Raw genomic sequence first — 24,445 nt, forward strand, 5'->3', positions numbered from 1 at the left:
TGCCCGAATTCGGCCATCGATGGGGTTGAAAGCGGTCCCGTGCGACGTGATTCGCCGGGACCGTTGCGTATCTGTGTCGCGTGATCCCGTCTCGTTGTCTCATCTTCGCACCGATTGATTTTGCGCCGGGCCGCCGCCCGCGCCATCCAAGGCTTCAACCGATGTCCATGGTCGGTTTCCCGCTGCTGCTGATCCCGCTGGCGATCTACAACATGATCGTCTTCCTGATGCCGGGGGTCGCGTTCAGCGAGACGCTGCTGCGCCTTCAGCTTCCGTCCGGCGAGGTCTGGACGATCTCGCTCGGCGACATGCTGCTGGCCCTGGGCGTGCTGCTGCTGCTGCTCGAAATCATCAAGGCGGCGAAGCCGAACGGGAAATATCTGACCGATCATCTGCTGTCGCTGCTGGTCTTCGGCGGCGCCGCGGCGGAATTCGCGATGTGGCAGAAGTTCGGGAATTCGACCTTCCTGCTGCTGACCCTGCTGGCGATGGTCGATTTCTTCGGCGGAGTCTCGCTGCGCACCAAGCGCGCCGCCCGCTCAGTCGTCGCAGCTCCCGCTTCCGTGCCGGCGCCGGCCGAAGCGACCGTGCCTGATCCGGAACCTCAGCCGATCGAGGAGCCGGCCAGAGATTCGGTCAAAGAACCGGCCAAGGCGGAGGTTCAGAAGGCGGATGCTGCCGCGCCCGTCGTTGAAGAGCCGATCGATGCCGTGCCGGCTGCTGCTTCGGTCGCCGAGTCCGTGCTGCTCGACCGCTCGGTCCCCCGGCCGGCTCCCGCTCCGACGACCGGCTGGGTCGCGGAGGCAAAGGAGACCGAGACCGCTGCTCCGGGCGCTCCAGAGCCGCCCAAACCCGACGCGCCGAAGCCCTGAGGCGCAGGAGCGCGCCGCTCACATCATTTCTCGGGTCCGGCCGCCGGCACGCGTGACCGGCTGAAGCCTCGCCGCATAGGCACTGTGGACGTCGGCAACCGCCGCGCGCCTGAGCGTGCGGGTTTGCGGCAGCTGCTCGGCGGTCGCGATCAGATGGGTCACGAAGCCGGCGTCGGGGCGTGCTGCGCGAACGATCCGCGCGCGAAGGTCATGGCTCGCATCGCTCGGCAGCAGCGTCACGGAGCGGGAGGTCTCCTCCGACCCATCCAGGCGATCGCCGTCCTGATCAATCGTTAACATTGTCCAACCACCGCCGGCGCGATTGTCACGTTCTGGGACGCCGGAGCCTTTCGCTCCTCGATCTCGCAAGAGCAATGCCGTTCCAAGCGCTCTGGAGCGCTGCATGTTCCAAACATGGTTGACGCGTCTCGGACACGCGCTCGTCGCCTCGGCATGCTCTCCGTTAACCAGAGATGCGTAGTCTGATTCGCGAACTCGGCCGCCGCCGCTCGCGCGGATGCGCGCTGGCCGTTCCCAAATCAGCGCCGGTCCTGCCGGCCTGTGCCGAAACGAGGCGACCTTGACATCCGAATTGCCACAGACCGCGATGATCCTGGCGTCCCTGGGCCAAGCCGCCTTCGTCTGGGATCTGGCGAGCGACGTGATCGTCTGGAGCGATCACGTCGGGGCGGTGTTTGCCGACGTTCCGCTGCCGCAACTCTGCAACGGCGCCGAATTCAGCAAGCTGATCGAGCCGGACCGCAGCATCCGCTCCGAGATCATGCACCAGGGGGCGCCGCTGCATGGCGCCGCCGGCACGCCGTACCGGATCGAATATGGCGTGCGCACCCACGCCGGTGCGCCATTGATCTGGGTCGAGGAGACCGGCTGCTGGTTCGCCGGCCCCGATGGGCGGCCCTTGCGTGCCCAGGGCATCGTGCGGATCAACAACGAGCGCCACGCCCGCGAGGAGCAGCTGCTCAAGCTGTCACGGCACGATCCGCTGACCGGCGAGCTGAACCGAACGCATCTGCTGGCGACGCTTGCCGAGGTGATCGAGGAGTCGCAGCGGTTCCGCTTCTCCTGCGCCTTCATGCTGGTCGGCATCGATCATCTCGCGCGCATCAACGACGCCTTCGGCTTCGACGTCGCCGACGGCGTCGTGCTGGAGATCGCCCAGCGCATCCGGGGCCGGCTCCGCGGTGGCGACACGCTCGGGCGGTTCTCGGGCAACAAGTTCGGGTTGATCCTGAAGAACTGCACGATGGACGACATGACCACCGCGGCCGAGCGCTTTCTCGCGACCGTGCGCGACGAGGTGGTGCCGACCAAGTCAGGTCCGGTCGCCGTCACCGCGACGATCGGCGCCGTGAGCGTTCCCCGTCACGCCCGCTCGGTCGAGGAAGCGGTCAACCGCGCCCATGAGACGCTCGACGCCGCCAAGCGCCGCCGCATCGGATCGTTCTCGACCTGGCGGCCGAACGTGGAGCGCGACGCACAGCGCAAGGTCAACATCCGCGTCACCGACGAGATCGTGACCGCGCTCAATGAGCGGCGCATCGTCACAGCGTTCGAGCCGGTGGTGAATGCCAACACGCTTGCGCCCGCCTTCTATGAATGCCTGGTGCGGATGCGCCAGGATGACGGCCGGGCCTTGCTGGCGCCGGACGTCGTCCCAGTCGCCGAACGGCTCGGTTTGATCCGTCTGGTCGATCACCGCATTCTGGAGCTGGTGGTGGCGGAGCTCGCGAGCACGCCCGACGTCACCCTGAGCCTCAACATCTCGCCTGAGACCACCATGGATCCGGACTGGTGGGCCTCGATCGAGTCCATGATGCGCGCCCATCCTGGGGTCGCCGAACGGCTGATCGTCGAGATCACCGAGACGGTCGAGATCCAGGACGTCGACGATCTCCGCGGCTTCGTGACGCGGCTGAAAGATCTCGGCAGCCGAATCGCCATCGATGATTTCGGCGCCGGGCACACCTCGTTCCGCAATCTGCGCAAGCTCGGCGTCGACATCGTCAAGATCGACGGCGCCTTCGTGCAGAATCTCGTGCGCTCGGCTGACGACCGCGCCTTCGTGCAGACGCTGGTCGAGCTGGCGCGACGGCTGCAGATCAAGACGGTCGCGGAATGGGTGCAGGACGAGGCGTCGGTCGGGCTGCTGCGCGACTGGGGCTGCGATTACATCCAGGGCCGGGTGATTGGCCTCGCCTCGGTCGATCGGCCGTGGATCGGTAACGGCAGGGTGGAGCTGCCGGCGGCGGGTTGATCAGCCGCCGGCCTTCGGCGTCAGCCTTGCTGCTCGTCCTTCTTCGGCTCCGACATGCGATCGAGCCGGTCCTGCATTTCCTTCATCTGACGGCGCAGCTCGTCGATGTTGTCGTCGGCGGCCGGGGCCGGCTCGGCGGCCTTCTCGTCGGCGCGCACCGGCGGCGTGAACGGCTTGAACATCGAGAAGGTCTGCTGGAACAGTTCCATGTTGCGGCGCACCTGCTCCTCGAGCGGCGCGAACGGCGTCCCGCTGAAGGTGTCGGCGATCTGCTTGCGGAATTTCTCCTGCTCCCGGGTCAGGGTATCGATCGACTGCTCAAGGTACTTTGGCACCACCATCTGCATGCTGTCGCCGTAGAAGCGGATCAGCTGGCGCAGGAACGTGGTCGGCAGCAGGTTCTGACCGGCCTTGTTCTCCTGCTCGAAGATGATCTGCGCGAGGACCGACCGCGTGATGTCGTCGCCAGTCTTGGCGTCGTAGACCAGGAAATCCTCCCCGTTCTTAACCATCGAGGCCAGATCTTCGAGGGTCACGTAGGTACTCGTCCCGGTATTGTAGAGCCGCCGGTTCGCGTATTTCTTGATTGTGGTGGGTTGGTCAGATTTCGCCATGAGCTCACACATGCAAACCGAGAACAGGGAACCCGGCGGCGTCGCCGCAGGGCGAAGAGCTACGCAATGCAATAACGTAATCACTTTCGAGCGAGTTCGGCTACGGTTTTGTGCGGAACGGTTAATCCCGCAGCAGAAATCTTGCCCACGAAACGGCCAAGCATCCCAATTTGAATGCGCTGCAACAGGAATTGCTGATGCCGCCAATTGACATGTCGCAACGACGTTAACAGGATGAAGGACGAAGGTTGCGCACTCGCCAATCCGGGGCTTGCGGAGGGCCGGCACGACCGTGAACTGAAAAGATCATTTTCATTTCAAATACCCTCGAGTCTCAAGCCCTCGCTTTCACGTTCAAGATCAAGAACCCCAGGAGATGCTCATGTCAGACGATGTCGTCATCGTCAGCGCCGCCCGCACCGCGGTTGGAAGTTTCAACGGTGCCTTCGCCAGTGTCCCGGCTCATGAATTGGGGGCGGTGGCCATCAAGGCCGCGCTGGAGCGCGCCGGCGTCGAGCCGGGCCGCGTCTCGGAGGTCATTATGGGCCAGATCCTGACTGCGGCGCAGGGCCAGAACCCGGCGCGCCAGGCTTCGATCGCCGCCGGCATTCCAGTCGAGAGCCCGGCCTGGGGCATCAACCAACTGTGCGGCTCCGGCCTGCGGTCCGTTGCGCTCGGCTACCAGGCGCTCGTCAATGGCGACTCCGACATCGTGGTCGCCGGCGGCCAGGAGTCGATGAGCATGGCGGCGCATGCGCAATATCTGCGCGCCGGTGTGAAGATGGGCTCGCTCGATCTGGTCGACACGATGATCAAGGACGGCCTGTGGGACGCCTTCAACGGCTATCACATGGGCAACACCGCCGAGAACGTTGCGAAGCAATATCAGATCACGCGCGCGCAGCAGGACGAGTTCGCCGTTGCATCGCAGAACAAGGCCGAGGCGGCTCAGAAGGCCGGCAGGTTCAAGGACGAGATCGCACCCGTGACGGTCAAGAGCCGCAAGGGTGACACCGTGGTCGACACCGATGAATATCCGCGTCATGGCGCGACGATCGAGGCCATGGCCAAGCTGCGTGCGGCGTTCGAGAAGGACGGCACGGTCACGGCCGGCAACGCGTCGGGCATCAATGACGGCGCGGCTGCCGTGGTGCTGATGACCGCCAAGCAGGCGGCCAAGGAGGGCAAGACCCCGCTGGCGCGGATCGTGTCCTGGGGCCAGGCCGGCGTCGACCCGAAGATCATGGGCACCGGCCCGATCCCGGCGTCGCGTTCGGCGCTGAAGAAGGCCGGCTGGAACATCGCCGACCTCGACCTGATCGAAGCCAACGAGGCGTTCGCCGCGCAGGCTTGCGCGGTGAACAAGGATCTCGGCTGGGATCCGGCCAAGGTCAACGTCAACGGCGGCGCGATCGCGATCGGCCATCCGATCGGTGCGTCCGGCGCGCGCGTGCTCGTGACTCTGCTGCACGAGATGCAGAAGCGCGACGCGAAGAAGGGTCTTGCCACGCTGTGCATCGGCGGCGGCATGGGCATCGCGCTGTGCGTTGCACGCGACTAAAAAGCCGGCAGTGACTGCGAACCGTTCAGCCTTCGCAATCGCGTCCAGCTCAACTAAAGATCAACGCCCGGCGATCTCGCCGGGCGTTTTGTTCTTGATGTCCGTCAAACACGTCGCATAATCGACCACTAAAAAAATGGAGTTGAGCGAGCATGGACGGTCGTGCGGCAAGTTGATCGTCGCGCGGAGGTTCATGATCCAATAACAACGGCAAGCGCGGCGACAGCCAGAGGTTGTCCTGTGCGATCAGTCATCGAGGGAAGGATTCGACATGGCACGTGTAGCGTTGGTGACGGGGGGAACGCGCGGTATCGGAGCGGCGATCAGCAAGGCGCTGAAGGCGGCTGGATACAAGGTCGCGGCGAATTACGGCGGCAACGATGCCGCGGCGGAGAAGTTCAAGAGCGAGACCGAGATCCCCGTCTACAAATGGGACGTCAGCTCGTTCGAGGCCTGCGGCGAAGGCATCAAGAAGGTCGAAGCCGATCTCGGTCCCATCGATGTGCTGATCAACAATGCCGGCATCACCCGTGATACGGCCTTCCACAAGATGACGCTCGAGCAGTGGAGCGCGGTGATCAACACCAATCTCGGCTCGCTGTTCAACATGACCCGCCCGGTCATCGAGGGCATGCGCGCGCGCAAGTTCGGCCGCATCATCAACATCTCCTCGATCAACGGCCAGAAGGGCCAGTTCGGCCAGGTCAACTACTCCGCGGCGAAGGCCGGCGACATCGGCTTCACCAAGGCGCTCGCGCTGGAGACGGCCAAGGCCGGCATCACCGTCAACGTGATCTGCCCGGGCTACATCAACACCGAGATGGTGCAGGCGGTGCCGAAGGACGTGCTCGAGAAAGCCATCCTGCCGCTGATTCCGGTGGGGCGCCTCGGCGAGCCCGAGGAGATCGCGCGCGCCGTGGTGTTCCTCGCGGCTGATGAGGCCGGAGCCATCACCGGTTCGACGCTGTCGGTCAATGGCGGCCAGTACATGGTGTGAGCCTCGCCGGCGGCGTTGCCTCCGGCCACCATCTGCGGTTAAGGAAAACCTGATGCCCGCGCTCGCCGCGGGCATTCACGTCTTGGACGCTCCCCGCACGGACGCAGGCGTGGGTGGCCGGCATGAGCCGGCCGTGACGGAGCCTGCCGCCTGATGTCCCAGCGCAATGCGACCCTGATCGGTCTGACCGCGATCCTGATGTGGTCGCTGCTCGCCTTGTTGACGGTGGCAACTGGCACGATCCCCGCCTTCCAGCTTGCGGCGATGACCTTCGCGATCGGCGGCGCGGTCGGCTTGCTCAGTCTGGTCCGCCGACCGGACGGGCTACGGGTGCTGCGGCAGCCGCTGACGGCGTGGGCCGTGGGCGTCGGTGGGCTGTTCGGTTATCACGCGCTGTACTTCCTGGCGCTGCGCTTCGCGCCGCCGGCAGAAGCCGGGCTGCTGAACTATCTTTGGCCGCTGCTGATCGTGCTATTTTCGGCCTTTCTGCCGGGGGAGCGGCTCGCGGTTCATCACGTGACCGGCGCCGTGATCGGGCTTGTCGGCACCGCGCTGCTGTTGCTCGGCAACGGTGCGAGCTTCGCTGCGAGCCAGTTGCCGGGGCTCGCGGCCGCCTTCGTCGCGGCGTTCGTGTGGGCGATCTATTCGGTGCTCTCGCGCCGTCTGAAGGCGGTGCCGACCGATGCCGTCGCCGGCTTCTGCATGGCGACGTCCGCGCTCGCGGCCCTGGTCCATGTTGCGGTCGAGCGAACGGTCTGGCCCGACAGCCCGACGCAGTGGCTCGCTGTTGCCGGTCTCGGCATTGGCCCGGTTGGCGCCGCGTTCTATGCCTGGGACATCGGGATGAAGCGCGGAGACATTCGCGTGCTCGGTGCCGCATCCTATGCGACGCCGCTGCTGTCGACGGCTTTCCTGATCGTTGCCGGCTATGCCCGCCCGAGCGCCACCCTGGCGGTGGCCGCACTGCTGATTGCCGGCGGCGGTCTGGTCGCGGCCAAGGACATGTTCCTCCTGCGCAAGCGCTGACCGCATCAGGTCGAGCGACGTCAGGCGGGGCCGGCTCGCATGCGGACTCGGCACGGCGGTCCGAATCCGCCGGTTATCCTTGATGCGCACTTAACCGTGCGCAAAACCGGCGCGCCGGCCGGTAGCTCACAACCGCCGATTACAGTTTGGCGCGGTCTGCACCTAACCCGCCCTTTACCCGTGCTGAGCGATAGTCCCTGCGAAATGGTGCTGACAACGGGGCGGCAATGCCGGACGTGAGACGTTACATGGCCCGCGCAGGGGAGTTGTTTCGCGTTCCCGCCGACAGTCCCGAGCTGACGCGCGCGCAGTTCCAGGCGTTCTCCAAGCAGGTGCCGCTGCTCTATTTCATTCTCATCACCAACAGCCTGGCGCTCGCCTACACGTTCCTGCCGCTGGCGCCGACGTGGCTCACGATTTCCGTGCCGGCGTTGCTATCGACGATTACCGGCGCGCGCATGCTGTGGTGGCTGCGGCAGGGCGAGGCCGCCAGCAGCGACGCCGAGGTGCTGCGCAACCTGCGTGTCACCAACCGGATTGCCGGCCCGATCGGGGCGCTGTTCGTCGTCTGGTCCTTCGCGTTGTTTCCCTACGGCGACCCATTCGCCAAGGGGCAGGTCGCGTTCTACATGGCGGTCACGGTCATCGGCATCATCTTCTGCCTGATGCACCTGCGCTCCGCAGCCCTGATCGTGACCCTCGTGGTCATCGTGCCCTATGTCATCTTCTTCATGTCCACGGGCGTTCACGCGCTGCGGGCGATCGCGGTCAATCAGCTGCTCGTGTCCGGCGCGATGGTCACGGTGCTGTTCATCTATTATCGGGATTTCGCCGCGCTCGTCGCCAGCCGCAAATCGCTGCTCGCGGAGCAGGCGGCGACGCAAGCGCTGTCGGATGAAAACTTCCGCCTCGCCAATCTGGATTCGCTGACCGATCTGCCCAATCGCCGTCGCTTCTTCTCGGAGCTCACGCAAGCTTTCGCCGAGGCCGACCGGGACGGCACGCGGCTTGCCGTCGGCATCATCGATCTCGACGGCTTCAAGCCGATCAACGACACCTATGGGCATACGGTCGGCGACCGCGTGCTGATCGAGGCCGCGCGCCGCATCCGCGACGCCTGCGCCGGCCATGGCGGCCAGGTCCATCTCGCCCGGCTCGGCGGCGACGAGTTCGGACTGGTGGTCGCCGGCAATCCCACGGACGACGATCTGCTCAACCTCGGACGGCAGATCACCGACCTCATCAAGCTGCCCTATCAGTTCGACACGACCCATACGGGCCTGTCGTGCTCGACCGGCTTTGCGTTGTATCCGCGCTCGGCCATGGTTGCGGATGCGCTGTACGAATGCGCCGACTATGCGCTGTACCACGCCAAGCGCCGCGCCCGCGGCCAGGCCATCATCTTCTCGACCGAGCTCGAGGCGGAGATCCGCAGCCGCAGCGTGATCGAGCACCTGTTGCGCACGGCCGATTTCGACGCCGAGATGGACCTGGCGTTTCAGCCGATCATGGACGCGACGAATTCGCGCACCACCGGATTCGAGGTCCTGGCGCGCTGGCACAGCCCCAAGCTGGGTACGGTGTCGCCCGCAAGCTTCATCCCGGCCGCCGAGCGGATCGGCGTCATCCGCAGCCTGACGCGTTGTCTGCTGGTCAAGGCGCTCGCCGCCGCGCGGACCTGGCCGGACGACATTCGCGTGTCGTTCAATCTCTCCGCGCACGACATCTGTTCGCCGGATGGCGTCCTGCCCCTGCTGGCGGTCATCCATGCCAGCGGCGTGCCGCCGCGCCGCATCGAGTTCGAGATCACCGAGACCGCCGTCACCTTCGACTTCGCCCGCGCCGAGCAGTCGATCGCGGCATTGAAGGCGATCGGTTGCGGCATCTCGCTGGACGATTTCGGCACCGGCTACTCGTCGCTCAGTCACGTCCACCGGCTGCCGCTCGACAAGCTCAAGGTCGATCGCAGTTTCGTGAGCGACGTCAATGCCAACCCGATCAGCCACAAGATCATCAAGTCGCTGACCGGCCTCTGCGCCGACATGGAAATTTCGTGCGTCGTCGAGGGTGTCGAGACCAAGGAGCAGCTCGACAGCCTGCGGCGTCTGGGCGCGGACTACATCCAGGGCTACTACTTTGCGAAGCCGATGCCGGCCGACGCGATTTCCGGCTTCCTCGCCCAGGAGCGCCAGCGCTTCGCCGAGCCGGCCGCGAAGGTCGCCGGCGCGAGCGCGTGACTCAGACCTCCGGCTCCCAGCCGGGCGGCGCAAGCTCGAATCCTTCGAACATGAAGCCCGGCGCCACCGTGCAGCCGACGAGCGTCCAATCGCCGGCGCTCTCGGCGGCCTGCCAGGCATGGGCGGGCACCACCGCCTGCGGCTGCTGGCCGGCTGCGAGGTCGATGCCCAGCGTCGTCGTTTGCGGCGCCTGGCCTTCGGCGGCGATCCGCAAGGTCAGCGGCGCACCGGCATAGAAGTGCCAGGTCTCGACCGCGTCGACCCTGTGCCAATGCGAACGCTCGCCGCGCGCGAGCAGGAAATAGATCAACGTCGATGCGGCGCGGCCGGAGGCGTCGACGGCCGGATCGCGGAAGGTCTCGCGAAAATGTCCGCCCTCCGGATGAGGCTGCAGGCCGAGACGCGCGATGATGTCGGCAGCCGAGAGCGTGGCCATCGTCGTCCTCGCCCTTACGACTTGTTCTTGCGCTCGCGCAGCTCGCCGAACACCTGCTCGGCGCTGGCGCCCTTCATGCGCAGCCGCACTGCGACGGCCGGATCGTCGGCGCGCAGGAACACGTTGGCGGTCTTCTCGTCGCCCAGCAGCGACGGAATGGTCGGCCGGTTGGCGGCACGCAGCCGCGTGACCTCCTCGGCGCGAGCCTTCAGCGCCGCGTTGTCGCCGTCGACGGTGAGGGCGAATTTGACGTTCGAGGCTGTGTATTCGTGGCCGCAATAGAGCCGGAAGTCGTCCGGCAGCGCGCGCAGCTTGAGAAGCGAGTCCCACATCATCGGATAGGTGCCCTCGAACACCCGGCCGCAGCCGACCGAGAACAGCGTGTCGGCCGCAAACAGCGCCTTGTCGGCATCGAACACGTAGGAGACGTGGTCGAGCGTATGGCCCGGCGTTTCCAGCACCCGCGCGAGCAACTCGCCGATCTTCACGACATCGCCATGGGCGACTCGCAGATCGACGTTGGCGATCGCCGTCGTCTTGTCGTGGGGCGCGACCACCCGGCAGCCATATTTCTGCTTGAGCTCGGCGACGCCGCCGACATGGTCGTGATGATGATGCGTGATCAGGATGTCGGTGAGCGTCCAGCCTTCGGCGTCCAATTGCCGGACGATCGGTCCGGCCTCGGGGGCGTCGATCGAGGCAGTCGCACCGGTTGCCGGGTCATGGATCAGATAGCCGAAATTGTCGGACAGGCAGGTGAAGGCGCGGATGTCGGCGGCCATGATGTCTCCGTCGGCGGGACCGGGCGAGGCACGATGGTCGCGCTCGCGATGCCAGAAGGTCGTGGAAGCGGAGCCCGGGCGCAGCGCTGCGGGGCGGCCTCCGATGTCCCGCGCAGAGATATGGCGTTAACGCTGGAGGCGCAACGCAATATTCGGCGCGCGGCAGCGCGCGCTCGCATGATACATTGACGTCATGGACGTGATCGATCTGCGAAATTTCTATTCGGGTCGCCTCGGGATCGTCGCGCGGCTCTTGATCAACCGCGGTATCCGCGCGCGCTGGCCGAGCGCGGCCGGGCAGCGGGTGCTCGGCGTCGGCTATCCCACGCCCTATCTCGGCCTGTTCCGCGAGGATTCCGAACGCTGCATCGCCTTCATGCCGGCGGCGCAGGGGGTGCTGAAATGGCCGACGGCGCGGCCGACGCTGGCCTCGCTGGTGGACGAGTTCTCGCTGCCGCTGCCCGATGCGGCGATCGACCGCATCCTGATCGTGCATGCGCTGGAGATGTCGGACGACCCGGCCGGGCTGCTGCGCGAGATGTGGCGGGTGCTGGCGCCGGCGGGACGCATGATCATCGTGATCCCGAACCGGCGCGGCGTCTGGACGCGGACCGACAACACGCCGTTCGGCCATGGCCGGCCCTATTCGCGCTCGCAGATCACGCAACTGCTGCGGCAGACCTGGTTCACGCCGACCGGCTGGGGCGAGGCGCTGTTCATGCCTCCGGTCGGCGGCTGGTTCCTGAAATCGGCGATGGCCTGGGAGCGCGTCGGCGCGGCGCTGTCGCTGCCGTTCGCCGGTGTCCACATCGTGGAGGCGACCAAGCAGGTCTACCGGGTGATCCCGGCGCGCCGCGAGCGCATCCGGCTGATCCCGCGGCTCGAACCGGTGCTGGCGCCGTCACCGTCGGCCCCCGGATCCGGTGGCGCCGGTCGCCGCGAGGTCGGTCCGCCGTCGCGCGAAGCATGATCCCGGGCCGTTTTCCTGCGCGCCTCCCGCGCAAAAAAAAGGGTGGGCTCAGAGCCCACCCGTTTCGTATTTCACGATGGAGCGTAATCGCTATTCGCCCGGATTGAGGTCCTCGCTCGGCGCCGGTGCAGCAGCGGCTGCTTCAGCGCGCGGACCATGCGGACGCCGGCGGCGCCGCGGATAGCGCTCGGCAGCGCCCTCGAAGGCGGCCGGGGGATTGGCGATCTGCGGCTGCGGACCGGTGATGAAGGACGGCAGCCGATCGACGCCGCTGTCGGCGATGACGGGTTGGGGTTGCGGCTGCGGCTGGTACTGGACCGGCTGCGGCCGCTCCCGGTGCTCGCGCGGCTCCCGCTCGCGATGTTCGCGGGGTTCACGGTGTTCCCGCGGCTCGCGGTGTTCGCGCGGCTCGCGATGCTCACGCGCTTCGCGGTGCTCGCGCGGCTGCTGCTCGCGCTGATAGGGCTGGTTGTCGCCGCGCTCGCGCTGGCCGCCTTCGCGGTCGCGCATGAAGGGTTGGGGCTGAGGCTGCGGCTGGGCCGGAACGAAGCCGGGCTCCTGGCCGAAATGCGAGAAGCTCTCACCGTCATCGTCGAGGTCGTCGACGGTCAGGTCCTCGGTGTTGCGCGGCTGCTGCGGCTGATTCTGGCGGAACTGCTCCTGCGCGGCGGCAATCAGGCGGAAATAATGCTCGGCGTGCTGGTAGTAGTTCTCGGCGGCTACGGGGTCACCCGAAGAGCGGGCGTCGCGGGCAAGCTGGACATATTTCTCGGCGACATGAGAGGCAGTGCCGCGGATCTTGATGTCCGGTCCATTGGACTCGAACACCCGGGTCAGCGGATTCTGGCCGCGCCGGTTATTGTTGTTGTTACCGCCGCTGTTCCGGTTGCGCATCCGCTTGTTGTTCTGACCGTTTCTCATGTCCTGCCTTTATTCCAACCCTGCGTTAGGAGCACCGATTGTCTGAGCACTGATTGTTATCGGAATACCGAGAGTGTATTGAAATACCTTCGCCGGGCTCGGACGCCTCGCGCGCGGTCCAAATGGTCCCATCCGACCCATGTCGGTTCCGACATGCCGGTTTGACCCATGCCGATGTGATCGACAGCCGATTCTCTCGACAAAAGCGCGTTCAAAACGCGTTCCCCACCCGCCAGCCCCTGGGACCGGCGAACCACGTCATTCAGCCAGCCAAGGCGACATGCGCCACGACCGACCCAGTTTGCTTAGCGTAAGACCTCAAGTGCAAAGTCAGGCTTTCGTTCGCTTTGCAGTCGCGGGCTGCGCAGCCATCCGGGCTCTCGCGCTCAGCAGATCTGCGTTCTGGAACCTATCGCCCGGCGCGGCTCTCTGGCATCTGACCGCGGCGGTGTTCCGTGAATACCGCTCGTCGTGGCCTGCACCGGTGCTATGGATGGAACGTAGTCGCTCCCGGGGGATATTCCAAGAGCTTTTTCTGCATTCCCCGACCTTTACCGGAGCTTTTTTAGGCCCATGACGGTTCGGGGAATACCGGCCAGATCGGCCCGGATCGTCGAGGAATCGGCCGTCAGGCCAGCCCTCACCATCAATGCAGCGACCTCGTCACTCTGGCCAAGCCCGACCTCCACGATGACAGCGCCGTCCGGCCGCAGCAGGGCCGCCGCCTGCGGGATCAGCGCGCGGTAGGCGTCGAGCCCGTCCTTGCCCCCGTCCAGGGCGCGCAGCGGATCATGAGTGCGCACCTCGACGTTGAGCGCACCGATCTCGGACGACGGGATGTAGGGCGGGTTCGACACGATCAGGTCGAAACCCGCAGACAGCGCTGCGGCGTAGGAGCAGGCGACGAAGCCGGCGCGGTCGGCCAATCCGAGCGCGCGCGCATTATCCCGCGCGGTGGTCAGCGCGGCCAAGCTGATGTCGGTACCGAGTCCAAAGGCCCCCGGCAGCTCGGACAGCAGCGCCAGCAGGATCGCGCCGGAGCCCGTGCCGAGATCGGCGATGCGCAAGCGACGCTTCAGGTCGCCGCCGGCCGCGAGATGTTCCAGTGCCAGCTCGACGACAGTCTCTGTGTCCGGCCGCGGCACCAGCGTGTCGGCCGACAATCGCAGGTCCAGGCCCCAGAACTCTTTGGTGCCGAGGATGCGGGCGACCGGTTCGCCGGCCAGCCGGCGCCGCACCAGCGTTTCCAGGCGCTGCGCGTCGTCATGGGAGAGCTGTCGTCTCCCGTGCATCACGAGCCCGGTGAGGTCGAGCTGCAGCGCATGGCCGACCAGCAGCCGCGCATCGAGCTCGGGCGAGTCGAGGCCCGCATCTGCAAAGCGCGCGGCCAGGGCACGGCGGGCGGCATCGATCGTCACGCCGGCGATGAGGCCGGTCATCGCGCAAACTCCCTCCACGCGTCATCCCCGCGAACGCGGGGAGCCATACGCCGTGCCGTGGCGGGACGGGCGGTCGGAGTTGCCTTCTGTGACAGCCACGAAGGCCGGTGGTTAGGGGTCCCTGCGTTCGCCGGGACGACACCGTTTGCGTCGGGGCAGCGTCGCATCGCCTCCTGCAATGCGCCGGTGCGCATCACGCCGCAGCACCTTGCGCGGCGAGCTGCGCGGCCTGGTGCTCGGTCGTCAGCGCGTCGATGAGTTCGCCCAGCGCTTCGCCGGCGATCACCTGCGGCAGCTTGTAGAGCGTCAGGTTGATGCGGTGGTCGGTGACGCGCCCTTGCGGAAAATTATAGGTGCGGATGCGCTCCGAGCGGTCGCCCGAGCCGACTTTCTCCTTGCGCTCGGCCGAGCGGGCCGCGTCGACCTTCTGCCGCTCGGCGTCGTAGATGCGCGAGCGCAGGATGTTCATCGCGGAGGCGCGGTTCTTGTGCTGCGAGCGGCTGTCCTGCATCATCACGACGATCCCGGTCGGGATATGGGTGATGCGGATCGCCGATTCCGTCTTGTTGACGTGCTGGCCGCCGGCGCCTTGCGCGCGCATGGTCTCGATGCGCAGGTCGTCCGGCTTGATGTCGACGTCGACATCCTCGACCTCGGGCAGCACGGCGACCGTCGCCGCGGAGGTGTGGATGCGGCCCTGCGTCTCGGTATCGGGCACGCGCTGCACGCGGTGCACGCCGGATTCGAATTTCAGCTTGGCGAACGCGCCGCGGCCCTGCACCTCGGCGATGATCTCCTTGTAGCCGCCGACGGTGCCTTCGGAGGCTGAGACCACCTCGACCTTCCAGCCCTGCAGGGCGGCGAAGCGCTCATACATCCGGAACAGGTCGCCGGCGAACAACGAGGCCTCGTCGCCGCCGGTGCCGGCGCGGATTTCGAGCACGACGTTGCGGTCGTCCATCGCATCCTTCGGCAGCAGCGCGACGCGGATCTTCTGCTCCAGCTCGCCGCGCCGCGCGATCAGTTCGTTGCGCTCGGCCTCGGCCATCGCGCGCATTTCGGCATCGGTGGCGGGATCGGCGATCAGCGCCTCGGTGTCGGCGAGCTCCTTGACGCCGGCGCGATAGGCCTTGACCGCGTCGATCAGCGGATTGAGCTCGGCCAGCTCACGGGTGATCTGCACGTAGCGGTCGGAATTGACCTGGCCGAGCAGCTCCGCCTCGAGCGAGGCGTGATGCGCAAGCAGGACATCCAGTTTGGCTTGGGGAAGCGACGACATGATGCAATCTGTTCTAGGAGCAAACGATACGAACGGAAGACGCGCAGGCCGCGACAGACCCGCTACAGCGCGAGGCCTTCGCTCTCGGCGAACTCGGTCAGCTTCTGCCGCATCGAGAAGCTGCCGGCCGGCGCGGCCAGCCATTCGGCCATCTTCGTCGCCGCCTTGCCGGCGTCGAGTTCGAGGATCATCGCCTTCACAGGGCCGTGCGCGGTGGCCGACAACGACAGCGAGCGGTAGCCGAGCGCGATCAGTGCCAATGCGCCGATCGGCTTGGAGGCCATCTCGCCGCACAGTGACACCGACCGCTTGGCGGCCTTGGCCTTATGCACGATCTGCTGCAACGCCCGCAGGATCGGCGTCGACAGCGTGTCGAAGCGCTCGGAGACCTTGGCATTGCCGCGATCGACCGCGAACAGGAACTGGAACAGGTCGTTCGAGCCGACCGAGATGAAATCGACCTTCGAAAGCAGCTCGTCGAGCTGATACAGCAGCGCCGGGACCTCGAGCATGGTGCCGACGTCGACGCGCTCCGGCAGCGTGTGACCGTGCTGGCGCAGATAGGTCAGCTCGCGCTCGACGATCGCTTTCGCCGTGTCGAACTCGGCGACTTCCGAGATCATCGGGAACATGATGCGCAGCGAGCGGCCGCCGCCGGCGCGCAGCAGCGCCCGGATCTGGCCGCGCAGCAGGCCCGGACGGTCGAGGCCGAGGCGGATCGCGCGCCAGCCGAGCGCCGGATTCTCCTCGATGACGGTCTCCATGTACGGCAGCGCCTTGTCGCCGCCGATGTCCAAGGTGCGGAACGTGACCGGCTTGTGGCCCGCGGCGTCGAGAACCGTGCGATACAGCGCCAGCTGGTCGCTCGAGCGCGGCAGGCTGGCGGACACCATGAATTGCAGCTCGGTGCGGAATAGGCCGATGCCGGCGCTGCCGGTGTCCTCGATATGCGGCAGGTCGATGACCAGGCCGGCATTGATCATCAGCTCGACCGGCTGGCCGTCCTTGGTCACGCAGGGCTTGTTGCGCAGCTCGCCATATTGCGCCTGACGGCGGGCGCGGAAGCGCACCCGCTCGGCATAGGCGGATTCGATCTCCGACGACGGGCGCACATAGATCGAGCCTGAGGTGCCATCGACGATGATGGCGTCGCCGGGATCGGCGATGCCCGGCGCGTTCGGCACCTCGCCGACGGCGGGAATGCCCAGTGCGCGCGCCACGATCGCGACATGCGAATTGGCGGTGCCTTCCTCGAGCACGAGGCCGCGCAGCCGCTTGCGGTCGTAGTCGAGCAGCGCCGCCGGACCCATCGCGCGTGCGATCAGGATGGCGTTGTCCGGCAGGTGCTCGCGCCGCGGCGCGTGGTCCTGGCCGACGAGCTGACGCAGCAGACGGTAGCCGAGATCCTCGAGATCGTGCAGCCGCTCGCGCAGATACGGATCGGTCGAGCGCAGCATGCGGGCGCGGGTGTCGGACTGCACGCGCTCGACGGCGGCTTCCGCCGTGAGGCCGGTCGCCACCGCCTCGTGCAGCTTGTGCGACCAGCCCTGGTCGTTGGCGAACATGCGATAGGCTTCGAGCACCTCGCGGTGCTCGCCGCCATCGGCGACGTCGCCGCGCTCCAGCATGCGGTCGAGGTCGGCGCGCAGCTTGAGCAGCGCGGCGTCGAGCCGCTTGATCTCCTTGGGCAGGTCCTCGGCGATGTAGTTGTTGATGACGACGCGCGGCTCGTGCAGCACGACATGGCCGAGCGCGATGCCATCGGACAGCACCGTGCCGGTCTTGTGGATCGAGTGCCGCGCCGCCGGCTCGGCGCCGGGCTGCGCCAGCGCTGCGAGCTCGCCGGAGGCGATCATCTCGGCGAGCACCATCGCGGTGGTCTGCAGCGCCTCGACCTCTTCCTCGACATAGGTGCGCTTGGCGCGGTTCTGCACCACCAGCACGCCGAGCGTGTTGCCGGCGCGCAGGATCGGCACGCCAAGGAAGGAGTGGTAGATCTCTTCGCCGGTCTCCGGCCGATACGAGAAGGCGGGATGGCTCTGCGCGTCGTTCAGGTTGAGCGGCGTCGCTTCGCTGGCGACGAGGCCGACGAGGCCTTCATGCGCGCTCAGCACGGTCATGTGCACGGCGTCGCGGTTCAGACCTTCGGTGGCATAGAGCTCGAGCGTGTTGTCGACGCGCAGCACATAGACCGAGCAGACCTCCGCGACCATGTTGGCCGCGATCAGCACCACGATCTTGTCGAGCCGCTCCTGTGCCGAGACCTGCTCCGCCATGGTCTCGCGAAGCCGTCTGAGCAGGACGCGGGGGCCTCCCGACGCGCTTCGCATGTGGCACAATCCCCCTTCCTGGGGCCAGCCCGGCACGCGGCCGGATCTGGCGCTAAACTCGCGGCATCGAACAGCTTTCTCGATTCGGCACTATCGCACGCTCAGAGTGCCGGCCCGAACCAGAACAACCTTCACTGGAGCACAGTTTGCGGCTGCCATCCTGCGATGGCGTATAGCGAATTAGGGCTTGTTTTGCCAAGCAAAACGCCTGCCACCGCGGGCGGCGTCAACGGCTTTCGAACGATCTCCGGCCCGTCCCGCTGTCACAGAACGGGACAGGTGTGGTCGCGGAGGAGGATTTTCTAGGCCTGGTCCAGTCCGTAGAGCGTATGCAGCGTGCGGACGGCGAGCTCGGTGTAGGCGGCGTCGATCAGCACCGAGAACTTGATCTCGGAGGTCGTGATCGCGCGAATGTTGATGTTGCGGGCGGCGAGCGCGGCGAATCCCTTGGCGGCGACGCCGGCATGGCTGCGCATGCCCGATCCGATCACCGAGACCTTGGCGACGTCGGTCGCGGTATCCAGGCGCTGATAGCCGATCCTGTCCTTGGCCGCGGTGATGGTCTCGCGCGCGCGATTGTAATCGGTGGCCGGCACCGTGAAGGTGAGATCGGTGGTCTTGCCGTCTTCGGAGACGTTCTGGACGATCATGTCGACGTTGATATTGGCATCCGCCAGTGGTCCGAAGATCGAGGCGGCGACGCCCGGCTTGTCCTCGATCTGGCGCACCGAGATCTGGGCCTCGTCCTTGGAGAAGGCGATGCCGGTCACGACGTGATTTTCCATGATTTGTTCCTCGCTGCAGATCAGCGTCCCCGGCGGCTGGTTGGCGTGCGGGTCGATATCCTCGGGCTTGTCGAATGAGGAGCGGACGAAGATCGGCATGTTGTGCACCATGCCCAGTTCCACCGAACGGACCTGCAGCACCTTGGCGCCCTGCGACGCCAGCTCCAGCATGTCCTCGAAGGCGATCTTGTCGAGCCGCTTGGCCTTCGGCACCACCCGGGGGTCGGTGGTATAGACGCCGTCGACGTCGGTATAGATGTCGCAGCGGTCGGCCTTGATGGCGGCCGCGATCGCCACCGCGGAGGTGTCCGAGCCGCCGCGGCCGAGCGTGGTGATTCGCCCGGTTTCGGCGTTGATGCCCTGGAAGCCGGCGATGACCGCGACCTCCTTGCGGTCGCGAAAGCGCTGGATCAGCTCGGAGCCGTCGATATCGACGATTCGCGCCGAGGCATGGGCATCGCTGGTCTTGATCGGGATCTGCCAGCCCTGCCACGAGCGGGCCTGGATGCCCATGCTCTGCAGCACGATCGCCAGCAGGCCGGACGTGACCTGCTCGCCCGAGGCCACGACGGCATCGTATTCACGCGCATCGTGCATCGGCGACGCCTCGGTGCACCAGGCGACCAGTTCGTTGGTCTTGCCGGACATGGCCGAGACCACGACGGCGACCTCATGACCGGCGTCGACCTCGCGCTTGACGTGGCGCGCGACGTTGCGGATGCGGTCGATGTTGGCGACGGATGTGCCGCCGAATTTCAGCACGAGGCGACCCATGACGACGCGCTCATTCCCATCAGGAGGATAAGTTGACCGGCTGGGCGCGAAACCGGAGGCGCGCCAGCCGAAACGCGCGTATACATAGCGCCGCGGCTGGGGGCAAGACGGTTCCTTGTGGTGACAGGGTCAGGTAGAGGCTTTGGAATGGCGCGTTACATCGACGAAATCCTGCAACCCGGCGAGAAGGTGCTGTATTCGACCAATGCACATTGGATGTTCTACCTGCCGGCGATCGGAGCCTGGATCGTCGTGTTTGGATTGCTCGTCCTCTCCCGCATGACCGTGAACGACAATCTGGTCCTGCTGTGCCTGGCCACCGCCGCCGTCATCGCCATTGTTGCCCTGTATTGGACGGTCCGGGCCTGGTTCCATCGCCTGACCACCGAGACGGACGTCACCAATCGCCGTGTCGTGCACAAAACCGGTTTCATCAAGCGCCGTACCTTCGAGATGGCTCTCGACAAGGTCGAGAGCGTCGACGTCAACCAGACCATCATGGGACGGGTTCTCAATTACGGCGATGTCACCATCTTGGGTGTGGGCGAGGGCAAGGAAACCATTTCGACCATCGCGGAGCCGCTGGCGTTCCGGAACGCCATCACGGCGCGTTAGCCCGGTACGGCGCCGCAGCTTCGATCATTGAGTATTCAGCGATGACAATGCCTCAGGATTCCCGCAGCACTTCTGTTCCCTCCGGCTCGACCGTCGATCCGGCCGAGATCGCGAAGTTCTCCAAACTGTCCGAGACGTGGTGGGACCCCAAGGGCAAGATGGCGCCCCTGCACAAGATCAACCCGCTGCGCCTGACCTATATCCGCGATGCCGCCTGCCGGAAATTCGAGCGCAACGCCAAGAGCCTCAACTGCCTGTCGGGGCTGCGCATGCTCGACATCGGCTGCGGCGCGGGACTGCTGTGCGAGCCGTTCACGCGGCTGGGCGCGCAGGTCGTCGGCGTCGACCCCTCGGCCAGCAACATTGCCGCCGCCAGGCTGCATGCCGAGAAGGGTCATCTGTCGATCGACTACCGCTGCACCACGATCGAGGAGATGGACCCGCGCGAGCGCTTCGACATCGTGCTGGCGATGGAGGTCGTCGAGCACGTCACCGACGTCAGCGCCTTCCTCGGCCGCTGTGCCGCGGTGCTGAAGCCGGGCGGCATGATGGTGGTCTCGACCCTCAACCGCAACTGGAAGAGCTTTGCGCTCGCCATCGTCGGCGCCGAATACGTGCTGCGCTGGCTGCCGCGCGGCACGCATGAGTGGAGCAAGTTCGTCACGCCGGACGAGCTGACCAAATACCTGCTCGACAACCGTCTGGTCATCACCGAGCAGAGCGGCGTGGTCTACAGCCCGTTCGCCGACCGCTGGAGCCTGTCGACCGACATGGACGTGAACTACATGATGGTCGCCGAGCAGATGGTGTAGCGCGCGCGGCCATTCATCGGCTTGACCCGTCTGCCGCTCCATAACCGGTGTCGTCCCTGCGAACGCAGGGACCCATAACCACAGGGAGGGGTTTGAGGCACGCTAGGAGATCAGGTCGCTGAGATCGCGCCATTCAAGATTGTCGCGCTCGATCAGTTCGATTTTCCAATCACGCTTCCAGCGCTTGAGCTGCTTCTCGCGGGTGATCGCTTCCGCAGCAACAGTGTAGATTTCGACGTAGACCAGCCGAAACACCCCGTACTTCTTCACGAACTCCGAGCCTTCGCCCTTGCGATGCTGCTCGAGCCGAGTCCGTAACGAGTTGGTCACACCGATGTACAGCGTACCGTGACGGCCGCTGGCGAGAATATAGACATAGTACATCGCCGCACCATCGCGTGGATGGATCGCCTAACCCAATTGAAGCCGGTGGTTATGGGTCCCTGCGTTCGCAGGGACGACACCGGATGTGTGGCGCGAGCTTACCACAAGACCCAATCCGTCCTGGCCCTTCCGGCGAGAGCTGCAATCCTGACATGCGGCTGAACCGCCTCACCGCTGTTGACCCAGCGCCCCGTGGTCGTCACGGTGCCAATCTCACTACTGCATTGTGCCGCATGCTCTCCATCACCTCGCTCTGGATTCCCTTCACGCTGGTCGCCGCCGCTGGCCAGGTCGCGCGCAATGCGATGCAGCGGTCGCTGACGGCGAAGCTCGGCACCTGGGGGGCGACCAATATCCGCTTCCTGTTCGGCTTTCCGTTCTCGCTGGTGTTCCTGACCGCGGTGCTGCTGGCCACCGGCGACCACCTGCCGTGGCCGCCGGCGGTGTTCTGGCCGTGGCTGCTGCTCGGTGCGCTCAGCCAGATCATCGCCACCGGGCTGATGCTATTGGCGATGACCGACCGCTCCTTCGTCGTCACCACGGCCTATCTGAAGACCGAGGCGATCCAGACCGCGATCTTCGGCTTCATCTTTCTCGGCGATCCGCTCTCGCTTCCAAAGGTGATCGCGATCCTGATCGCCACCATCGGCGTCGTCATCACCGCCCTCAGGCCCGGCGGTGAGAAGAGCTTTGCCGAGTTGAGGCCGACCGTAACCGGCCTGGTTGCCGCGGCGTCGTTCGCCTTGTCGGCCGTCGGCTTCCGCGGCGCCATCATCACCGTCGACGGCGTGTCCTTCGTCACCGCCGCGTCGTACACGCTGGTCTGGGGCCTATTCGTGCAGACGGCGCTCCTCACCGTCTATCTGCTGGCGCGCGCGCCCGACATCCTGCGCGGAATCCTGTCGCTGTGGCGGCCATCGATGATGGCCGGCTTCGTCGGCGCCTTCGCATCGCAATTCTGGTTCCTGGCGTTCGCGCTGACCGCGGCCGCCAACGTCCGCACGCTCGCGCTGATCGAGGTACTGTTCGCGCAGGGCGTGTCGTACTATTCGTTCAAGCAGCCGGTTTCGCTGCGCGAGATCGGCGGCATCACGCTGATCGTCGCCGGCGTGGCGCTGCTGGTCGCCGTGTAGTCAGCCCTTGATCGCGATCAGCACGGCGCCGGCCGCGATCAGCGCGATGCCGATCCAGCCCTGCAGGCTCGGTCGTTCGCCGAGAAACACGACGCCGAACAAGGCGACCAGCACGACGCTGAGCTTGTCGATCGGCGCGACCAGCGTCGCTGGTCCGAGCTTCAAGGCGCGGAAGTAGCACAGCCACGAGGCGCCGGTGCCGAGCGCCGACAGCGTCAGGAACACCCAGCTCTTGGTCGAGATCGGTCCCGGGCTGGTGAGCTGGCCCGTCGCAAACAGGATCAGCGCCAGCGTCACCAGCACGATCGCGGTGCGGATCAGCGTGGCAAGATCGGAGTTGAGACCTTCGACGCCAACCTTGGCGAAGATGGCGGTGAGGGCCGCGAACAGCGCGGAGAGGAGGGCCCAGAGCTGCCAGGACGAGGAGAGGGGGGACATGTCGTCACACCGGCGAAAGAGAGAGTGCAGGCCGAGATCTCTCTCCCGTCGTTGCGAGCGAAGCGAAGCAATCCAGAATCTTTGCCCGGCGCTGGATTGCTTCGCTTCGCTCGCAATGACGGAGAGGGCGTCTCTATTGCTCAATTCCGGTCGTCCGGCAGCACCGGGATCGGCGCGACCTCGATGCCTTCCTCGATCAGTTCGCGGGCCTCGTCGAGCGAGGCCTCGCCATAGATCGGCCGGTGCTCGGTCTCGCCGTAATGCATCTTGCGGGCTTCGGTCGGGAATCGTTCGCCGACATCGTCGGCGTTCTTGACGATGTGGTCGCGCAGCTCCTTGAGCTTGGCGCGCAGCTCGCGCTCCTGCGCCATCATCAGCGCGGTCGATCCCGGCGGAATCACTTCCTGCGCTGGCGTCGGTGAGGCCGGTACCGGCACGGCCTCGCGGCCCTTCTTGCTGACGATGCGCGGCGCCATGATAGCCTTCTCGACCTTGGTCGAGCCGCAGGTCGGGCATTCCACCAGCTTGCGCTTCACCTGCGAATCGTAGGCCGAGGAGCTCTGGAACCAGCTTTCGAACGTATGGTCACGCTCGCAGCGCAGCGCATAGCGGATCATGCCGAGCCCCGCACCAGGTGCAGATAGTCCGGACCCGCGTTGGGGTCGGCGATGCCGAACCGGCGGCCGTGCTGCAGCGAAGGAATGGTCTGGCGCACGCTCTCGACCCGCGACGGATCGATGCGCGCCATGATCACGCCGGGCTCGACGCCGCCCTCGGCGAGAATCTCGCCCCATGGATCGATGATCAGCGAGTGGCCGAAGGTCTCGCGCTTGTTCTCGTGCAGGCCGCACTGGGCGGCGGCGAACACGAAGCATCCCGTCTCGATGGCGCGGGCGCGCAGCAGCGTGTGCCAGTGCGCCTCGCCGGTCTTGCGGGTGAAGGCGGAGGGCACGCTGATGAAGGAGGCGCCGCTCTCGGCCAGCGCGCGATACAGCGCCGGGAAGCGCACGTCGTAGCAGATCGTCAGCCCCAGACGACCCCAGGGCAGATCCGAGATCACGGCCGTCTCGCCCGGCTGATAGTTGGCGGACTCGCGATAGCTCTCACCGCCCGGCAGGTCGATGTCGAACATGTGGATCTTGTCGTAGCTCGCCAGCACGTTGCCCTCGGGCCCGATCAGGAACGAGCGGTTCACGGCCTTGTCTGCCGAGAAGCGCAGCGCCAGCGATCCGATGTGCAGATGGATGCCCAGCTCCTTGGCGAGCGCCTGATAGGCTTTGAGAGAGGGATCGTCCGCCTCGCTCTTGAGCTGCTCGAACAGCGCCGTCCGGTTGAGCTGCATCATGTTGCTCACTTCCGGCGTCTGGACGTACTCCGCGCCCTGCGCGACCGCTTCCCGGATCAGCCTGATGCCCTGCTCGAGGCTCGGCTCGGGCAGGAGCGAGGTGCGCATCTGCACCATGGCGGCGGTAAAGCTGCGGTCGTTGCTCATGATGTCGCCTTGTCTCCCGCCAGCATGGCGTCGAGCCTGCCCTCGCGATCGAGCGCATAGAGGTCGTCGCAGCCGCCGACATGGGTGTGGCCGATGAAGATCTGCGGAAAGGTCGAGCCCGGGCCGACACGATCATACATCTTCTGCCGAATCGTCGGATCCTTGCCCGCGTCATGCTCGGTGAAGGCAACGTTCTTGCGGGTCAGAAGCGATTTGGCGGCCGTGCAGTAGCCGCACCCCGGACGGGTATAGATTTCGATCGCAGCGGTCATG

Annotated in this window: 24 protein-coding genes; 10 read left to right on the forward strand and 14 right to left on the reverse strand. The window is 66.0% G+C overall.

Annotated features, from left to right (window positions below; genetic code table 11):
• Positions 1–161 precede the first annotated feature (161 nt).
• The gene (locus tag QW887_RS26980; RefSeq protein ID WP_316195411.1) at positions 162–872 is read left to right on the forward strand and encodes a hypothetical protein; all 711 of its coding nucleotides are present in this window, start codon (positions 162–164) and stop codon (positions 870–872) included.
• Positions 873–890: 18 nt separating this feature from the next.
• Here QW887_RS26980 and QW887_RS26985 read toward each other — a convergent pair whose 3' ends face one another.
• Positions 891–1,112: a hypothetical protein gene (locus QW887_RS26985; protein ID WP_316195412.1), complete on the reverse strand. Its 222-nt coding sequence runs from the start codon at positions 1,110–1,112 to the stop codon at positions 891–893.
• 367 nt (positions 1,113–1,479) lie between these two features.
• Between QW887_RS26985 and QW887_RS26990 the strand changes: the two genes are divergently transcribed.
• Entirely contained in the window at positions 1,480–3,147 is a 1,668-nt protein-coding gene (locus QW887_RS26990; RefSeq protein WP_316166459.1) for an EAL domain-containing protein, read from the forward strand.
• Between the two features lie 20 nt (positions 3,148–3,167).
• Here QW887_RS26990 and phaR read toward each other — a convergent pair whose 3' ends face one another.
• Positions 3,168–3,761, reverse strand: a complete 594-nt coding sequence (gene phaR / locus QW887_RS26995) for a polyhydroxyalkanoate synthesis repressor PhaR (RefSeq protein ID WP_315715176.1) — start codon at positions 3,759–3,761, stop codon at positions 3,168–3,170.
• A 382-nt stretch (positions 3,762–4,143) separates the two neighbouring features.
• Between phaR and QW887_RS27000 the strand changes: the two genes are divergently transcribed.
• From QW887_RS27000 to QW887_RS27015, 4 genes are all read left to right on the forward strand, one after another.
• Positions 4,144–5,322, forward strand: coding sequence for an acetyl-CoA C-acetyltransferase (locus tag QW887_RS27000; RefSeq protein WP_315715177.1), 1,179 nt, complete (start codon positions 4,144–4,146; stop codon positions 5,320–5,322).
• 271 nt (positions 5,323–5,593) lie between these two features.
• Complete coding sequence (locus tag QW887_RS27005) at positions 5,594–6,319, forward strand: beta-ketoacyl-ACP reductase (RefSeq protein ID WP_315715178.1); 726 nt, start codon at positions 5,594–5,596, stop codon at positions 6,317–6,319.
• 153 nt (positions 6,320–6,472) lie between these two features.
• A complete protein-coding gene (locus QW887_RS27010) occupies positions 6,473–7,345 on the forward strand; it encodes a DMT family transporter (protein ID WP_315751928.1) in 873 nt (290 codons plus the stop codon).
• Positions 7,346–7,572: 227 nt separating this feature from the next.
• The gene (locus QW887_RS27015) at positions 7,573–9,582 is read left to right on the forward strand and encodes a putative bifunctional diguanylate cyclase/phosphodiesterase (RefSeq protein WP_315715180.1); all 2,010 of its coding nucleotides are present in this window, start codon (positions 7,573–7,575) and stop codon (positions 9,580–9,582) included.
• A gap of 1 nt (position 9,583) precedes the next feature.
• Here the strand turns inward: QW887_RS27015 and QW887_RS27020 are convergent, their stop codons facing one another.
• Positions 9,584–10,018, reverse strand: coding sequence for a cupin domain-containing protein (locus QW887_RS27020; RefSeq protein WP_315715181.1), 435 nt, complete (start codon positions 10,016–10,018; stop codon positions 9,584–9,586).
• A 14-nt stretch (positions 10,019–10,032) separates the two neighbouring features.
• Positions 10,033–10,800, reverse strand: a complete 768-nt coding sequence (gene gloB, locus QW887_RS27025; RefSeq protein ID WP_316195414.1) for a hydroxyacylglutathione hydrolase — start codon at positions 10,798–10,800, stop codon at positions 10,033–10,035.
• A 193-nt stretch (positions 10,801–10,993) separates the two neighbouring features.
• Between gloB and QW887_RS27030 the strand changes: the two genes are divergently transcribed.
• A complete protein-coding gene (locus QW887_RS27030; protein ID WP_315751930.1) occupies positions 10,994–11,770 on the forward strand; it encodes a class I SAM-dependent methyltransferase in 777 nt (258 codons plus the stop codon).
• Positions 11,771–11,860: 90 nt separating this feature from the next.
• Here QW887_RS27030 and QW887_RS27035 read toward each other — a convergent pair whose 3' ends face one another.
• The 5 genes from QW887_RS27035 to QW887_RS27055 form a co-directional block, all read right to left on the reverse strand.
• The gene (locus QW887_RS27035) at positions 11,861–12,691 is read right to left on the reverse strand and encodes a DUF4167 domain-containing protein (protein ID WP_315751931.1); all 831 of its coding nucleotides are present in this window, start codon (positions 12,689–12,691) and stop codon (positions 11,861–11,863) included.
• A 551-nt stretch (positions 12,692–13,242) separates the two neighbouring features.
• Positions 13,243–14,130 (reverse strand): peptide chain release factor N(5)-glutamine methyltransferase, encoded by an 888-nt coding sequence (prmC, locus tag QW887_RS27040; RefSeq protein ID WP_315715185.1) that lies wholly within the window; start codon positions 14,128–14,130, stop codon positions 13,243–13,245.
• Positions 14,131–14,323: 193 nt separating this feature from the next.
• Positions 14,324–15,409 carry a peptide chain release factor 1 gene (gene prfA / locus QW887_RS27045; protein ID WP_315715186.1) on the reverse strand — a complete coding sequence of 362 codons (1,086 nt, stop codon included), beginning with the start codon at positions 15,407–15,409 and terminating at the stop codon, positions 14,324–14,326.
• Between the two features lie 62 nt (positions 15,410–15,471).
• Positions 15,472–17,739: a phosphoenolpyruvate--protein phosphotransferase gene (gene ptsP, locus QW887_RS27050; protein WP_315715187.1), complete on the reverse strand. Its 2,268-nt coding sequence runs from the start codon at positions 17,737–17,739 to the stop codon at positions 15,472–15,474.
• A gap of 302 nt (positions 17,740–18,041) precedes the next feature.
• Positions 18,042–19,298 carry an aspartate kinase gene (locus QW887_RS27055; protein WP_315715188.1) on the reverse strand — a complete coding sequence of 419 codons (1,257 nt, stop codon included), beginning with the start codon at positions 19,296–19,298 and terminating at the stop codon, positions 18,042–18,044.
• Positions 19,299–19,445: 147 nt separating this feature from the next.
• On the opposite strand from QW887_RS27055, the gene QW887_RS27060 reads away from it, so the two are divergent.
• Both QW887_RS27060 and ubiG read left to right on the forward strand, forming a co-directional pair.
• Positions 19,446–19,913, forward strand: coding sequence for a PH domain-containing protein (locus tag QW887_RS27060; protein WP_315715189.1), 468 nt, complete (start codon positions 19,446–19,448; stop codon positions 19,911–19,913).
• 47 nt (positions 19,914–19,960) lie between these two features.
• Positions 19,961–20,725, forward strand: a complete 765-nt coding sequence (ubiG, locus tag QW887_RS27065; RefSeq protein ID WP_409977941.1) for a bifunctional 2-polyprenyl-6-hydroxyphenol methylase/3-demethylubiquinol 3-O-methyltransferase UbiG — start codon at positions 19,961–19,963, stop codon at positions 20,723–20,725.
• Positions 20,726–20,827: 102 nt separating this feature from the next.
• On the opposite strand, the gene QW887_RS27070 is transcribed toward ubiG, so the two are convergent.
• Positions 20,828–21,109: a GIY-YIG nuclease family protein gene (locus QW887_RS27070; RefSeq protein WP_315715191.1), complete on the reverse strand. Its 282-nt coding sequence runs from the start codon at positions 21,107–21,109 to the stop codon at positions 20,828–20,830.
• A gap of 233 nt (positions 21,110–21,342) precedes the next feature.
• Between QW887_RS27070 and QW887_RS27075 the strand changes: the two genes are divergently transcribed.
• Positions 21,343–22,242 carry a DMT family transporter gene (locus tag QW887_RS27075; protein WP_316166265.1) on the forward strand — a complete coding sequence of 300 codons (900 nt, stop codon included), beginning with the start codon at positions 21,343–21,345 and terminating at the stop codon, positions 22,240–22,242.
• Here the strand turns inward: QW887_RS27075 and QW887_RS27080 are convergent, their stop codons facing one another.
• The 4 genes from QW887_RS27080 to grxC form a co-directional block, all read right to left on the reverse strand.
• Positions 22,243–22,680: an EamA family transporter gene (locus QW887_RS27080; RefSeq protein ID WP_315751935.1), complete on the reverse strand. Its 438-nt coding sequence runs from the start codon at positions 22,678–22,680 to the stop codon at positions 22,243–22,245.
• Between the two features lie 140 nt (positions 22,681–22,820).
• Entirely contained in the window at positions 22,821–23,297 is a 477-nt protein-coding gene (locus QW887_RS27085; RefSeq protein ID WP_315751936.1) for a DUF1178 family protein, read from the reverse strand.
• Positions 23,294–24,172: a carbon-nitrogen hydrolase family protein gene (locus QW887_RS27090; RefSeq protein WP_315715195.1), complete on the reverse strand. Its 879-nt coding sequence runs from the start codon at positions 24,170–24,172 to the stop codon at positions 23,294–23,296. The genes QW887_RS27085 and QW887_RS27090 overlap by 4 nt, the downstream gene beginning before the upstream one ends.
• The gene (gene grxC / locus QW887_RS27095; protein WP_315715197.1) at positions 24,169–24,444 is read right to left on the reverse strand and encodes a glutaredoxin 3; all 276 of its coding nucleotides are present in this window, start codon (positions 24,442–24,444) and stop codon (positions 24,169–24,171) included. Before grxC ends, QW887_RS27090 begins: the two co-directional genes overlap by 4 nt.
• Position 24,445: the final 1 nt, after the last annotated feature.

The organism is Bradyrhizobium sp. SZCCHNRI3052 (assembly GCF_032484895.1).
GTDB lineage: Bacteria > Pseudomonadota > Alphaproteobacteria > Rhizobiales > Xanthobacteraceae > Bradyrhizobium.

Excerpts from the sequence above, each read along its gene's own strand:
- QW887_RS26980 (WP_316195411.1), top strand. The coding sequence starts at position 162 with ATGTCCATGGTCGGTTTCCCGCTGCTGCTGATCCCGCTGGCGATCTAC.
- QW887_RS26990 (WP_316166459.1), top strand. The coding sequence starts at position 1,480 with ATGATCCTGGCGTCCCTGGGCCAAGCCGCCTTCGTCTGGGATCTGGCG.
- phaR (WP_315715176.1), bottom strand. The coding sequence starts at position 3,761 with ATGGCGAAATCTGACCAACCCACCACAATCAAGAAATACGCGAACCGG.
- QW887_RS27000 (WP_315715177.1), top strand. The coding sequence starts at position 4,144 with ATGTCAGACGATGTCGTCATCGTCAGCGCCGCCCGCACCGCGGTTGGA.
- QW887_RS27005 (WP_315715178.1), top strand. The coding sequence starts at position 5,594 with ATGGCACGTGTAGCGTTGGTGACGGGGGGAACGCGCGGTATCGGAGCG.
- QW887_RS27010 (WP_315751928.1), top strand. The coding sequence starts at position 6,473 with ATGTCCCAGCGCAATGCGACCCTGATCGGTCTGACCGCGATCCTGATG.
- QW887_RS27015 (WP_315715180.1), top strand. The coding sequence starts at position 7,573 with ATGCCGGACGTGAGACGTTACATGGCCCGCGCAGGGGAGTTGTTTCGC.
- QW887_RS27020 (WP_315715181.1), bottom strand. The coding sequence starts at position 10,018 with ATGGCCACGCTCTCGGCTGCCGACATCATCGCGCGTCTCGGCCTGCAG.
- gloB (WP_316195414.1), bottom strand. The coding sequence starts at position 10,800 with ATGGCCGCCGACATCCGCGCCTTCACCTGCCTGTCCGACAATTTCGGC.
- QW887_RS27030 (WP_315751930.1), top strand. The coding sequence starts at position 10,994 with ATGGACGTGATCGATCTGCGAAATTTCTATTCGGGTCGCCTCGGGATC.
- QW887_RS27035 (WP_315751931.1), bottom strand. The coding sequence starts at position 12,691 with ATGAGAAACGGTCAGAACAACAAGCGGATGCGCAACCGGAACAGCGGC.
- prmC (WP_315715185.1), bottom strand. The coding sequence starts at position 14,130 with ATGACCGGCCTCATCGCCGGCGTGACGATCGATGCCGCCCGCCGTGCC.
- prfA (WP_315715186.1), bottom strand. The coding sequence starts at position 15,409 with ATGTCGTCGCTTCCCCAAGCCAAACTGGATGTCCTGCTTGCGCATCAC.
- ptsP (WP_315715187.1), bottom strand. The coding sequence starts at position 17,739 with ATGCGAAGCGCGTCGGGAGGCCCCCGCGTCCTGCTCAGACGGCTTCGC.
- QW887_RS27055 (WP_315715188.1), bottom strand. The coding sequence starts at position 19,298 with ATGGGTCGCCTCGTGCTGAAATTCGGCGGCACATCCGTCGCCAACATC.
- QW887_RS27060 (WP_315715189.1), top strand. The coding sequence starts at position 19,446 with ATGGCGCGTTACATCGACGAAATCCTGCAACCCGGCGAGAAGGTGCTG.
- ubiG (WP_409977941.1), top strand. The coding sequence starts at position 19,961 with ATGCCTCAGGATTCCCGCAGCACTTCTGTTCCCTCCGGCTCGACCGTC.
- QW887_RS27070 (WP_315715191.1), bottom strand. The coding sequence starts at position 21,109 with ATGTACTATGTCTATATTCTCGCCAGCGGCCGTCACGGTACGCTGTAC.
- QW887_RS27075 (WP_316166265.1), top strand. The coding sequence starts at position 21,343 with ATGCTCTCCATCACCTCGCTCTGGATTCCCTTCACGCTGGTCGCCGCC.
- QW887_RS27080 (WP_315751935.1), bottom strand. The coding sequence starts at position 22,680 with ATGTCCCCCCTCTCCTCGTCCTGGCAGCTCTGGGCCCTCCTCTCCGCG.
- QW887_RS27085 (WP_315751936.1), bottom strand. The coding sequence starts at position 23,297 with ATGATCCGCTATGCGCTGCGCTGCGAGCGTGACCATACGTTCGAAAGC.
- QW887_RS27090 (WP_315715195.1), bottom strand. The coding sequence starts at position 24,172 with ATGAGCAACGACCGCAGCTTTACCGCCGCCATGGTGCAGATGCGCACC.
- grxC (WP_315715197.1), bottom strand. The coding sequence starts at position 24,444 with ATGACCGCTGCGATCGAAATCTATACCCGTCCGGGGTGCGGCTACTGC.